Genomic DNA, 13,015 nt, shown 5'->3' with positions numbered 1-13,015 from the left:
GAAAAGGGAATAGCATTCTGTCTACTCTCTAATTCGTATACATCTCGCGCGAAACGAATCGCAAACGAACTGAATATCCATGTCATTGCCCCTGCTTTCAAGCCACTTCCTTTCGGATATCGGCGAGCAATGAGATTTCTTGCAACAAATGCTTCGAACACGGTAATGATCGGTGACCAACTGTTTACTGATATGCTCGGAGCACGTTTTCTAAAGATCAATACAATATATGTTACGCCACTCAGTGCGACCGAATTTTGTTTGACACGGATCTCGCGCTATTTAGAACGGCTCGTTTGGAAATAAAGGAGAATACAGTATGATTACAGGTAAAACGAATTGTGTCGGTATTTTGGGCTATCCTGTGGGACATTCCCTGTCACCTGTGATGCACAATGCCGCATTTAAAAAAAATCAAATGGATTATGTCTATATTCCTCTGCCTACAGCGCCTAGTGACCTTGGTGTCGCCGTATCTGCGTTAAAAGCATGGAACTTTTGCGGTGCCAATGTGACGATTCCGCATAAAGTTGCTGTCATGGAACATCTCGATGAGATAGCAGAAGATGCTCGTATGATCGGCGCGGTCAATACGATCACGATACGTGAAGGCAGAGCGATCGGCTCGAATACAGACGGAATTGGTTTTATCGCATCACTTCGTAAAGCAGGCGCATCCCCTGAAGGCGGAAGAGCTGTTTTACTCGGTGCCGGCGGAGCGGCAAGAGCTGTCGTCTGGGGACTTCTTAAAAACGGCATCGAGAATATTACGATCCTTGTACGCAATGTAGAAAAAGGCTTAGCATTTGCCGAACGTTTTGCATCGCACGGCGATATCAAGGTCTATACATTTGGTGATTGGGAGGCGAAAGAAGCCCTTCGCACATGTACGCTTCTCGTCAATACGACACCGCTCGGTATGGCACCTGATCTCAACGCAATGCCCGAAGTCGACTGGGCAGATGTCTCTCAAAATGCTGTCGTATATGATCTGATCTATACACCGCTTATGACACGTTTTTTGCACGAAGCACAAGAACACGGTCACCACACGATCAATGGCAAAGATATGCTTATCGAACAGGGGGCAGAATCCTTTTTCCGATGGACAGGCATAGAACCGCATCGTCCCAGTATGGAAGAAGCCTTCGACAATTTTTGGGCATCTCGTCAAAAAAACGACTGATATTGTATTCCTACCAAAAAACAGATATAATAAAAGATAGTCTTTTATACCAGCAATGAATTTTCAAGAGAAAGTAGTGGATGAAAATGTTTCGTTTTTTAACTACGGGAGAATCTCACGGTCAGTGTTTGACAGCAATCGTAGAAGGATTACCGGCAGGTCTGAAAGTTAATGTTGATAAAATAAATGAAGAATTGGCTAAACGCCAACAAGGTTACGGTCGTGGCGGTCGCATGAAGATCGAAACCGACCGTGTTGACATCTTATCGGGAGTTCGTTTCGGCGAAACGATGGGTGACCCGATCACGCTCCGCATCCAAAACAAAGATTGGGAAAACTGGACAGATAGAATGTCTGTCAGTGGTGCGCCCGCGGGCACGCCTGTTACAGCAGCTCGCCCCGGCCATGCCGATCTGAGCGGTATTTTGAAATATGACCGTACCGATATCCGAGATATCTTAGAACGTGCCAGTGCACGTGAAACAGCGGCGCGTGTTGCTGTCGGCGCACTGTGTAAACAGTTTCTTGAATCGTGCGGTATCACGCTTGCAGCACATGTTACCAATATTGGTGGCGTGAAGATGACAGATACAGATACTCCGGACTGGGATTATTACCGCACATCTGAAATGCGCTGCACAAACGAAGCAGTAGAAGCAAAAATGAAACAAGCTATCGACGAAGCAAAACAAGCAGGTGATACACTTGGCGGAGTATTCGAAGTGATCGTTCGCGGCAGTATGATCGGCCTCGGTAGTCATACACAATGGGATCGCAAACTCGATGCAAAGATCGCCGCGGCTATGATGTCTATCCAAGCAATCAAAGGGGTAGAGATCGGTGTCGGATTCGAGTACGGCAATCTTCCCGGTAGTCAAGCACATGACGAACTGTTCTACGAAGAAGGTCGCGGATATTACCGCACGAGCAATCGAGCAGGCGGTCTGGAAGGCGGTATGACAAACGGTGAGGATATCATCGTCAAAGCTGTCATGAAACCGATTCCTACGCTGATGCAGCCGCTTTCATCGGTCGATGTTCATACGCACGAAGCAGTCAAAGCATGTCGCGAACGAAGCGATGTATGCGCTGTTTCGGCAGCGTCAGTCGTCGGTGAAGCAATGATGGCGATCGTTATGACAGAAGCAGTTATTGAAAAATTCGGCGGAGATTGCATGGTCGATTTTCTGGCAGCAGTCAAACATTATGAAGATAGAATAAAGCAGGCATAATATGAAGAATATCGTATTGTTAGGATTTATGGGATCGGGCAAAAGCAGTGTCGGCAGAATACTCAGCAAGCGTCTGCAACGACCGTTCATTGATACCGACCATAAAATAGAAAAAGATCATGGTAAAAAGATTCCCGAAATCTTTGCTGAATGCGGTGAAGAAGGATTTCGCAAGATCGAACAAGATACGATCGCGGAAGTCAGTCGCATGGAAGGTGCTATCATTTCAACAGGCGGCGGCAGTGTTCTCAGAAAAGCGAATGTTGATGCACTTCGAAAAAACGGTATTCTGATTACGCTGACGGCTTCTCCTGAAGTTATCATTGAGCGTGTCAGCCGTAAGAAAAACAGACCGCTTCTCAATCGCCCCGACCGCGATGAATTTATCCATAAGTTGATGGAAGAGAGAAAACCATTTTATAATGTGGCCGATCTGATCCTTGATACGTCCGGTAATGAGCTTCATGACGTTACACGTAGAATTATCGGCTATTTATTAAGACGAGGTGAGCTGAAATGAACGAAGTTCGTGTTTCGCTTGGCGAACGAAGCTATTCTATCCATATCGGAAGCAATATTTTGCATACGATCGGCGAAAATATGAACATATTTTCGTTCAGCCGTAAGACGCTCATCATTTCCGATACGAATGTTGCTCCTCTTTATCTTGATACGATAATAAACAGCTTGAAAGAATCAGGCTTTATACCATATACGGCAATTATAGAAGCAGGGGAGAAAAGCAAGGCCTTTGCTACGGCAGAACAGCTTTTTACGACTTGTATCGAAGCAGGCCTCGATCGCAAGTCGCCCATTATTGCACTTGGTGGTGGTGTGATCGGCGACTTGGCAGGATTCGTTGCGGCAACATACCTGCGCGGAGTACCGTTTATCCAAATACCGACCAGTTTGTTGGCACAAGTCGACTCCAGTGTTGGAGGCAAGGTTGCTGTCAATCATCCCCTCGGAAAAAACTTGATCGGTGCATTCTATCAGCCTAAATTCGTTTTGATCGATACCGATACGCTTACGACACTTCCTTCGAGAGAATTGTCGACAGGCTTGGCGGAAGTTATCAAATATGGTTTAATTGCAGACCAATCGTTGTTCACATATCTTTCATCACATAGCGAGGAAGTCTTATCGTTAAAGCCTGATGCTATTCGTCATCTTATTACGCGTTCTTGCGAGATCAAAGCAGATGTCGTTGAACGTGATGAGAAAGAATCTTCGCTTCGTATGATACTGAATTTCGGTCATACAACAGCTCATGCGATCGAAGCTAATACAGGCTATCGTCTTTACAATCATGGTGAAGCCGTTGCGATCGGTATGGTTGCAGCCGCACGTATCAGTAAAGATTGTGGTTATATCGACGATATGACTGTTCGTGCAATTGAAGAACAGATCAAACAATATCATTTGCCACTCACAGCATCGAATTGTACCGAACAAGAGTTGTACGAGTTACTTTATCATGATAAAAAAATGATCGGTGGAAAATTGAACTGGGTTCTTTTAACAAGGATCGGAGCAACACAGATTCGCTCAGATATCAAAGAAGACATCATTCATCATACATTGGCAAGCATTCTTGCTGATGGTGTAAAATAAAAGGAGGCATTCACAATGAGAAGAATTGCCATTTTGACAAGCGGTGGTGACGCGCCGGGTATGAACGGTGCTATTCGTGCCGTTGTACGTAAAAGTCTTTATTACGGTTATGAAGTATATGGTATAGAACGCGGCTATGAAGGTCTTATTCAAGGCAAATTCCACAAAATGGACAGTGCATCGGTAGCAGGTATCATCCAACGCGGCGGTACTGTGCTTAAAACTGCTCGAAGCAAAGACTACCGCACGACAGAAGGTTTTAACAAGGCACTCCGTAATCTGAAAGAATACGGCATTTTCTGCGTTGTCGTCATCGGTGGTGACGGTTCGATGGCCGGTGCCAGAAAACTGACGGAAGCGGGTATCAATACAGTCGTTATCCCTGGTACGATCGACAACGACATGGCAGGTACCGATTATACGATTGGATTCGATACAGCACTCAATACAGCACTCGAAGCAGTCAATAAGATTCGTGATACGGTAGAATCGCACAGTCGTGTTGCCATCATCGAAGTGATGGGCAGAAGTGCAGGTCATATTGCTCTTATGACAGGTCTTGCTTGCGGTGCGGAAAAAATACTTCTCCCCGAAGAAAAAGTTGATCTCGATAGCGTATGCCGCAAGTTGAGCGAAACGTATAAACGAGGTAAACGCTACAGTATTATCGTTGTTGCCGAAGGGGCAGCCAGCGGCTATGATGTTGCTAAGGCAATCAAAGAAAAAACCGAATTCGATGCGAGCGTAACGGTACTCGGCTATATCCAGCGCGGTGGCTCTCCGAGTGCAAAAGACAATATTATGGCAAGTCGCATGGGCAGCGCAGCTGTTGATGCAATTGCCGAAAACAACATGAATTGTCTTGTTGGTGCAAACATGGGTGAGATCGTTCTCTTAGATTATGAAACGGCCGTCCATAGTGTACGCGGAGTCAACAAAAAACTCCATCAATTGGCAGGAATTTTGTCTTTGTAAGAGCGTATGATAGAGCAAAAGAGGAGGTAAACGGACAACTCCGTTGCTTTCTCTTTTGTTTCGTTTCTTTTGGCAGGAAAAAAAGAATTTATACTGAATGTAGATAAAGAGGTGAGTGTATGTCATATTACGGTGTAGTTGCAAAAGTAAAACCGAACAGTGTTGCCGATGATATCGGCTTGCAACCGGGCGATAAGATTTTGGCAGTCAACGATATGCCGTTGACTGATATCATTGATTTTAGCTTTGCCACAGCCGATGAAGAGATCGAGCTCTTGATCGAAACAGCAGATGGCGAACAAGAACTGATCGAATTTGATAAAGAATATGGTGAAGATATGGGGATACTGTTTGAAAGTGCAGTATTTGACCGTATCTCGCGTTGCAAAAATCGTTGTACATTTTGTTTCATCGAACAAATGGCACCGAATATGCGTAAAAGCCTCTATGTAAAAGATGATGATTATCGTTTATCCTTCATGAACGGTAATTTCATCACTTTAACGAACATGACAGAGGAAGATTATGCACGTATCTATCGTTTGCATTTATCTCCGCTTTATGTATCTGTCCATACAACGAACGGACAACTTCGAAGTGAAATGCTGCGTAATCCCGATGCCGTACATATTAAAAGACAGTTGAAAGAGCTGGCAGCGCATCAGATCGATATTCATGTTCAGATCGTACTTTGTCCCGATTATAACGACAAAGAAGAACTGGAAAAAACTCTTACCGATCTTTACGAACTCAGAGATAATATCCTGTCCGTTGCGATCGTCCCTGTCGGTTTGACGAAGCATCGTGAAAGATGCCATCCCCTCAGAACCTTTACTGCCGACGAGGCAAAAGATGTTGTTAAAACGGTCACTGCTTGGCAGGAAAAAGCACGTGCCGAACTCGGCGAATCGTTCGTTCATATTTCGGATGAATTTTATTTGATGGCAGGTGAACCATTCCCGACGGCTGAGATCTACGACGGCTATCCACAGATCGAAAACGGTATCGGACTGTCACGCAGTTTCGTTGATGAATGGAATTACTATATCCACGAGATCGCATCAGCTTCGTACGAAGAGCCGACTACGCTCTTTATCGTTTGCGGAACATCGGGCGAAAAGGTATTGCGTCCACTCTTTGATGCAGTACAGATCCCGAATCTCACGATTCGATTGATTGCCGTAACGAACGAATTTTTTGGTGATAAGATCACCGTTACAGGCCTTTTGACGGGTACGGATATTGCCAACCGCCTTTTGCAAGAAGAAGATATTGCACAAGGTAACGGTCTTTTGATTCCTTGTACGTGTCTTAAAGCAGAAGAAGATATTTTCCTGGATGATACGACAGTAACAGATTTAGAAATGAATTTAAACATGCCTGTCCGTGTATTCGATAGTGCTCATGCACTGCAAGGATATCTCGGCAATTGGCAAATGAAATAAAGGAGGAATTGACGATGAGTAAACCAATAGTAGCAATCGTAGGACGCCCAAACGTCGGCAAATCGACACTGTTCAATCAGATCGGCAAGAAGCGCGTTTCGATCGTAGAAGACTTTCCGGGCGTTACCCGCGACCGTATCTATCTTGATGCAGAATGGCTTAATCGTGAATTCACAATGATCGATACAGGTGGTATCGAAACAGATACAGAAGATAAAATTTTGACAGCGATCCGTCATCAGGCAAAACTGGCAATGGAAGAAGCAGATGCGATCCTTTTCTTGGTAGACGGACGCGCAGGTGTTACAAATGCCGACGAAGAAGTCGCTACGATGCTTCGTCGCACGAAAAAACCTGTTATTCTCGGTGTTAATAAGATCGACAATATCAACAATCACGAGCTCATATATGAGTTCTATAACCTCGGTCTTGGTGAACCGATTCCGATCTCGGCAGTCAACTCGATGAACCTCGGCGATCTTCTCGACAAGATCATCGAAGTATTGCCTGAAGAATCGCATGTAAACGATGAAAAAGATGAGATTCGCGTGGCACTCATTGGTCGTCCGAATGTCGGTAAATCATCTCTCGTAAATGCAATGCTCGGTGAAGACCGCGTAATCGTCAGCGATATCCCGGGTACGACTCGCGATGCGATCGATACACACTTCATCAAAGACGGTATCACGTTCTCGCTGATCGACACAGCAGGTATGCGTCGCAAAGGTAAGATCGACCTTCCTGTTGAGCGTTACAGCGTTATGCGTTCGCTCCGTGCTGTTGACCGCAGTGATGTCGTATTGATGGTAATCGATGCAACGAGCGGTGTAACAGAACAGGATAAAAAAATTGCAGGTTATGCACACGAAGCAGGCAAAGCCGTTGTTATCGTCGTCAACAAGTGGGACCTTATCGAAAAAGACGATAAAACGACACTTCGTTTTACCGAAGATATCCGTAAAGAGCTTATCTTCATGCAGTATGCACCTGTCGTATTCACTTCGGCATTGACAAAACAGCGTGTACATCGTTTGACAGATCTTATCCAATACGTTGCCGAACAGCATACGATGCGTGTACAGACCAGTGTCTTGAACGAAGTTATCACCGATGCGGTAGATATCAACCCGCCGCCGTCTGTCAAAGGTCGCCGTCTTAAGATATTCTTCGCAACGCAGCCTGATGTCAAACCGCCTACATTCATTTTGTTCGTCAACGATCCTGAGATCATGCACTTCTCGTACTTACGTTTCTTAGAAAACCGTTTACGTGAAAGCTTTGGCTTCGAAGGTACACCACTAAAATTGATCGTACGCGGTCGTAAAGAAGAAATCGAATAAAAGGAGAGCAGATGATGGATATGACTTTGCTTTTACTGATCGTGGTCAGTTATCTCATCGGCTCGATTCCGAGCGGCTTAATTCTCGGAAAACAGATTTGGCATACAGATTTAAGAGAGCACGGTAGTCATAATATCGGTGCAACGAATGCTTTCCGCACGCTCGGTAAAAATGCCGCACTCCTTATTTTCGCTTGCGATGCGATCAAAGGTGCTTTTGGTGTGTGGCTTGGTGGATATTTGATCGGCACACCGCTTGCACTCGTCATCGGCGGTATCTGCGCGATCATTGGGCACAACTGGCCTATTTTTCTCGGATTTAAAGGCGGTCGCGGTGTCGCAACAGGGCTCGGTGTTATCGCAATGCTCGTACCGACGATCACGTTGATCGTATTTGCTACATGGGCACTGATCGTCTATATAACGCGCTACGTATCGCTCGGTTCTGTCGTTGCGGCAGCTTGCGTACCTGTCTGGATGGTCGTATTCGGAGAACAAACGGAGATCATTGTATTCGGTGTCATTGCCGCACTCTTCGTTATCATCCGACACAGACCGAATATCGTCCGTCTCTTAAACGGTACGGAATCGAAAATTAAATCAGGTAAACAATAATCATAGAAAAGAATGGTATGACTTTCATACTGTTCTTTTCTTTCTTCTAATCGGCAGTCTTTTGTCGATAGATTTTTTATGATATGATGAAAGGTAACAGAAAAGAGGAAATATTGTGCGCTTATACATTGCCGAAAAACCGAGTATGGGACGCGAGATCGCCAAGTGTCTGCCCGCTCCGCACAGATCGAAGGACGGATATATCGAAACAGGCGGAGGTATTGTAACGTGGGGATTCGGTCACATTCTGCGTCAAGCAGAACCGAACGAATACGATGAAAAATACCGCAGATGGAATATGGCTGATTTGCCTATTATTCCGACAGAATGGAAGATGCTCGTCATCGACTCGTGTGAAAAACAATTTCATATCGTAAAAAATCTCATCGAACAAGCCGATGAACTCATTCATGCAGGCGACCCTGACCGCGAAGGACAGCTTCTTATCGACGAAATATTCGACTATCTCGAGATTAAGAATAAACCGATAAAAAGACTTCTCCTTAACGCGCTCGATACCGTCAGCATCCAAAGGGCACTCAATAATCTGAAGGAAAATCAAGACTTTTTGCGTCTTAAGCAGTCTGCACTCGGACGCGCGCGTGCCGATTGGCTGATCGGCATGAATCTATCACGTGCTTATACACTTGCCGCCAGACGTATGGGGCATCAAGTGACACTTCCCATCGGACGCGTCAAGACGCCGACATTGGCACTTGTAGTACGCCGTGAGAATGATATCAAAAATTTTGTTCCCGTAGATTACTATATCTTAAAGGCTGATTTTGCCTTCAACGGTGAAACCTTCACGACGCAATGGAAACCTGCCGATACGCAGAAAGGACTTGATAGCGAAGATCGTTTGATAGACCTTGATACAGCACATGAGATATTGGCTCGCATCACCGAAGATCACGAACCCGAGATTCCCGGCATCGTAACAAAATGTGAACGCTCGCTGAAAAAAGAACAGCAACGATTGCCGTATTCATTGTCTGCGCTCCAAATCGAAGCAGGCAAGCGGTTCAAATACGATCCGCAGCTTGTCTTGGATACAGCGCAAAAGCTATATGAAAAGAAACTAACGACATATCCTCGTTCCGACTGCGACTATCTGCCCGAGAATCAAAAAGATGCCTCAAAAATCATCGCAGGAAACTTGTTACAGTGCGGTGATGAAAAGCTGAGCGAATGGAGTAAAAACGCAGACCTTACCATTACAAGTCGAGCTTGGAACGATAAGAAAATTACGGCACATCATGCGATCATTCCGACGCAAGAAAGATGCAATTTAGCATCTCTCAGTGATGTAGAACGTAATATCTATTTCTTGATAGCACAAGCATATCTGGCGCAATTCTATCCGATCCACACATACCAACAGACGAAACTGGAAGTAGTCTATCGCGATGAATGTTTTACGGCAAGCGGACGCATTATTAAACAACTTGGCTGGAAAGCACTCTATGTTTCCGATAAATCGGAAAAGAAAGAAGAAACAGCAGTTCTGCCACCCGTTTCCAAAGACTCTAAAGTGGATTTTTGTTCAGCCAAACTCGATAAAAAAACAACACGTCCACCGACACGATTCACCGCCGCAACACTTCTTGCCGCAATGAAAGAAATTCATCGTTACGTGAAAAATCAAGACCTCAAAAAGAAACTGAAAGATGTCTGCGGTATCGGAACAGAAGCAACGCGTGCAACGATGATAAACGAGCTTTTAACACGCGGATTTTTGAAAGAAGAGAAGAAGTTCCTCATCCCAACGCCGATTGCGTATCTCTTAATAGAAGCACTGCCGGATGAGATCACATATCCCGATGCTACTGCCATTTGGGAAAATGCGCTTCATTCGATGAAAGAAGGTAAATCCGACCTTGATTCTTTCTTGGATATGCAGATAAAATTCATGACAGAGATATGTCAAAAAGCAGAGAATGTAAAATTACCGACAAGTGAAGATACGTATCGCTGTCCGCAATGCAAAAAAGGTATTTTGAAAAAAAGAAGCGGTAAAAACGGTGATTTTTGGGGATGCTCTCGTTATCCGTCATGCAACCTAACGCTTGACGATGATGGAGGCAAACCAAAGAAAACAGGATTTTTGTGTAAACAGTGCAAGCAAGGTATCCTTCGTCTTATTCGCGGCAAAAACGGCTCATTCTGGGGGTGCAGCAACTATCCATCCTGCACCGCAACCTATAACGATGAAAACGGACGGCCCGTTTTATCACGATATTAACCAATATAAGGAGAATATATATGACATTTGAACAATTAGGCGTATCATCCGATCTGATCAATGCGCTGAAAGCAAAAAACATTACCGAACCGACACAGATTCAAAAAGATATGATCCCGCTTATTGCAGATGGTCAAAATGCGATTGGTTGTTCGGCAACAGGCACGGGCAAGACGTTATCGTATCTTCTTCCAATCCTCGAAAAAATCGATTCTGAAGAAGCAGTAGCACAAGTCGTTATCCTTGCACCGACCAATGAGCTTGTCATGCAGATTCAACGTGAAGCAGAAGCACTTGCTGTCGCATCGGGTCGTGCGATTCGTACGATGGGGATAGCAGGCAGTGCCAATATCGCCCGTCAGATCGACCGCCTCAAAACGAAACCGCACATTATCGTTGCATCGCCCGGCAGATTATTCGAGCTTCTCAGCAAACGAAAAGTGTCGGTATTTCAAGTAAAAACGCTCGTTCTCGACGAAGTTGACCGCCTTCTCGACGATCAACTTCTTCCGTCTGTTGAAAAGATACTTAAAGCTGTACCCAAACAACGTCAGATGATCTTCGTTTCGGCAACGATCACAGACGGCACACGAAAAAAAGTTACCAAACTATGTCCCGATATTACCGAAAAAACAGTTGCTTCGACAACTGTATTGAAACAACAGATCAGTCATTCGTATATCGTAGTCGACCATCGTCGTCGCCTCGAATGTGTACGCAAACTGTATCATGCACTCGGACTGAAACGAACGATCTTATTCGTAAATCGCAGTTACGATATTCCGATGATCGTAGAAAAGCTGAACCATCATAAAATCAAAACAACAGGTCTTTATCGTGAGATGATGGCAGCCGATCGCAAAAAAGCCTTGGCTGACTTCGCGCGCGGTACGGCACACATCTTAGTCGCTACCGACGTTGCGGCACGTGGTCTTGATATTCAAGACGTAGATTGCATCATCAACTTGTATCCGCCCGAAAACGAAAAGGTATATCTGCATCGCGCGGGCAGAACGGCACGTGCCGGCGGTGAAGGCAGAATGATTTTACTCGTTACCGATCGCGACCGCGACTTAGTCGCATCTTACGAGCGCAAGCTTCCGATCACATTGACGAAAGCACTCGTAGCAAACGGAAAATGGATCGAAAAACAGCCCAAATAATAGTAAGAAAAGAGGGGATATCCTTTGTCCTGGAAAATAAGAGATTCCTATAAAAAGAAGCTGGCAGAAGAAACCGGTGCTGTCATCATACCTCCGGGGAAAAAAAGATATCGCTTCGGACTCGTTTACCCCAATGATTACTATATCGGGATGTCAAATCTCGGTTTTCAGATCATATATCATCTTATCAATGGACGAACAAATTTCACTTGCGAACGTGCATTTCTTCCCGATCGTCAAACAGAAGCTGAATATATTCGCTCTAAAACACCGCTTTTGACAATGGAGAACCAGCAACCACTCTATGATATGGATATCATCGGATTCGCCATTTCGTTTGAGATGGATTATTTTAACTTTTTGCACTGTCTTCGTTTAGCAAAAGTACCGCTCAAAGCATCCGACCGTACCGAGATGGACCCTATGATTATCATCGGAGGACCTTGTGCGACATTCAACCCCGAACCGCTAGCAATGTTTGCCGACGTATTCGTGATCGGAGAAGGGGAGAATACGGTTTCCGATATTCTGACGGTATATGAGCAGAAAAAAGAAGAAAAATGCACTAAAGAAGAGATATTGAGAGCCCTTGCCGAGCTCGACGGCGTATATGTTCCTCGATTCTACCAACCTAAGTATCGTGAAGATGGTACACTCGCTGAAATAACCCCGATCGACTCGGTACCGCCTACCATTACCAGACAATGGGTGAGGGATCTTAATGATACACACGGAGAAACAGTCATCATGACACCCGACACCGAATTCGGCAAGCTCTATCTCATAGAGATCGCTCGCGGTTGCGGTCGTCATTGCCGCTTCTGTATGGCAGGATACTGTTTCCGCAATCCGCGCGTACGTTCACTGGACGCAGTAAAAGAAAGTATTCTTCGTGCCAAGCCCCATATGAACAAAGTCGGTCTGATGGGAGCAGCAATATCGGATTATCCTTGGATCGACGAACTGTCTGCGTTTATCCGCGAGCAGGATATGACTTTGTCTGTCGCTTCTCTGCGCGCCGATTCTCTAACAGACGGCCTTGCAACTGCTCTTGCGGACAGTGGACAGAAAACGATCACACTTGCGCCCGAAGCCGCGACTGAACCGCTTCGTCAAGTCATCAATAAAGGGATTACAGAAGAGGATTTATATAACGCAACAAAACTTGCCATTGAAAAAGGCATCAAAAACGTCAAATTAT

General features: G+C 45.1%; 12 protein-coding genes. All 12 read left to right on the top strand.

Annotation, left to right across the window (positions count from 1 at the left end):
* Window positions 1-306, top strand: a 306-nt coding sequence (locus IJN28_00300) for an HAD hydrolase-like protein (protein MBQ6712211.1), incomplete at its 5' end; no start/stop codon positions are given.
* Between the two features lie 13 nt (window positions 307-319).
* Window positions 320-1,186: a shikimate dehydrogenase gene (locus tag IJN28_00295; protein MBQ6712210.1), complete on the top strand. Its 867-nt coding sequence runs from the start codon at window positions 320-322 to the stop codon at window positions 1,184-1,186.
* Window positions 1,187-1,266: 80 nt separating this feature from the next.
* A complete protein-coding gene (gene aroC / locus IJN28_00290) occupies window positions 1,267-2,418 on the top strand; it encodes a chorismate synthase (GenBank protein MBQ6712209.1) in 1,152 nt (383 codons plus the stop codon).
* Between the two features lies 1 nt (window position 2,419).
* Window positions 2,420-2,938: a shikimate kinase gene (locus IJN28_00285; protein MBQ6712208.1), complete on the top strand. Its 519-nt coding sequence runs from the start codon at window positions 2,420-2,422 to the stop codon at window positions 2,936-2,938.
* A complete protein-coding gene (gene aroB / locus IJN28_00280) occupies window positions 2,935-4,032 on the top strand; it encodes a 3-dehydroquinate synthase (GenBank protein ID MBQ6712207.1) in 1,098 nt (365 codons plus the stop codon). Before IJN28_00285 ends, aroB begins: the two co-directional genes overlap by 4 nt.
* Before the next feature lie 15 nt (window positions 4,033-4,047).
* Window positions 4,048-5,007 (top strand): 6-phosphofructokinase, encoded by a 960-nt coding sequence (gene pfkA, locus IJN28_00275; protein MBQ6712206.1) that lies wholly within the window; start codon window positions 4,048-4,050, stop codon window positions 5,005-5,007.
* A gap of 119 nt (window positions 5,008-5,126) precedes the next feature.
* Window positions 5,127-6,452, top strand: coding sequence for a DUF512 domain-containing protein (locus IJN28_00270; protein MBQ6712205.1), 1,326 nt, complete (start codon window positions 5,127-5,129; stop codon window positions 6,450-6,452).
* A 14-nt stretch (window positions 6,453-6,466) separates the two neighbouring features.
* Window positions 6,467-7,792 carry a ribosome biogenesis GTPase Der gene (der, locus tag IJN28_00265; protein ID MBQ6712204.1) on the top strand — a complete coding sequence of 442 codons (1,326 nt, stop codon included), beginning with the start codon at window positions 6,467-6,469 and terminating at the stop codon, window positions 7,790-7,792.
* Window positions 7,793-7,812: 20 nt separating this feature from the next.
* On the top strand, window positions 7,813-8,406 hold the full coding sequence (gene plsY, locus IJN28_00260; protein ID MBQ6712203.1) for a glycerol-3-phosphate 1-O-acyltransferase PlsY: 594 nt from the start codon (window positions 7,813-7,815) through the stop codon (window positions 8,404-8,406).
* Window positions 8,407-8,521: 115 nt separating this feature from the next.
* The gene (locus IJN28_00255; GenBank protein MBQ6712202.1) at window positions 8,522-10,651 is read left to right on the top strand and encodes a DNA topoisomerase 3; all 2,130 of its coding nucleotides are present in this window, start codon (window positions 8,522-8,524) and stop codon (window positions 10,649-10,651) included.
* A gap of 20 nt (window positions 10,652-10,671) precedes the next feature.
* A complete protein-coding gene (locus IJN28_00250; GenBank protein ID MBQ6712201.1) occupies window positions 10,672-11,814 on the top strand; it encodes a DEAD/DEAH box helicase in 1,143 nt (380 codons plus the stop codon).
* Window positions 11,815-11,838: 24 nt separating this feature from the next.
* Window positions 11,839-13,015: radical SAM protein (locus tag IJN28_00245; GenBank protein MBQ6712200.1), on the top strand; the 1,177-nt coding region annotated here is incomplete at its 3' end.

The organism is Selenomonadales bacterium, assembly GCA_017442105.1.
GTDB lineage: Bacteria > Bacillota > Negativicutes > RGIG982 > RGIG982 > RGIG982.
Note: the sequence above shows the minus strand (reverse complement) of the source record. Positions and strands in the feature narration are given on the sequence as shown.

Coding starts and splice junctions, on each gene's coding strand:
- aroB (MBQ6712207.1), top strand. CDS start 2,935: ATGAACGAAGTTCGTGTTTCGCTTGGCGAACGAAGCTATTCTATCCAT.
- IJN28_00285 (MBQ6712208.1), top strand. CDS start 2,420: ATGAAGAATATCGTATTGTTAGGATTTATGGGATCGGGCAAAAGCAGT.
- IJN28_00250 (MBQ6712201.1), top strand. CDS start 10,672: ATGACATTTGAACAATTAGGCGTATCATCCGATCTGATCAATGCGCTG.
- IJN28_00270 (MBQ6712205.1), top strand. CDS start 5,127: ATGTCATATTACGGTGTAGTTGCAAAAGTAAAACCGAACAGTGTTGCC.
- der (MBQ6712204.1), top strand. CDS start 6,467: ATGAGTAAACCAATAGTAGCAATCGTAGGACGCCCAAACGTCGGCAAA.
- plsY (MBQ6712203.1), top strand. CDS start 7,813: ATGACTTTGCTTTTACTGATCGTGGTCAGTTATCTCATCGGCTCGATT.
- aroC (MBQ6712209.1), top strand. CDS start 1,267: ATGAAAATGTTTCGTTTTTTAACTACGGGAGAATCTCACGGTCAGTGT.
- IJN28_00295 (MBQ6712210.1), top strand. CDS start 320: ATGATTACAGGTAAAACGAATTGTGTCGGTATTTTGGGCTATCCTGTG.
- pfkA (MBQ6712206.1), top strand. CDS start 4,048: ATGAGAAGAATTGCCATTTTGACAAGCGGTGGTGACGCGCCGGGTATG.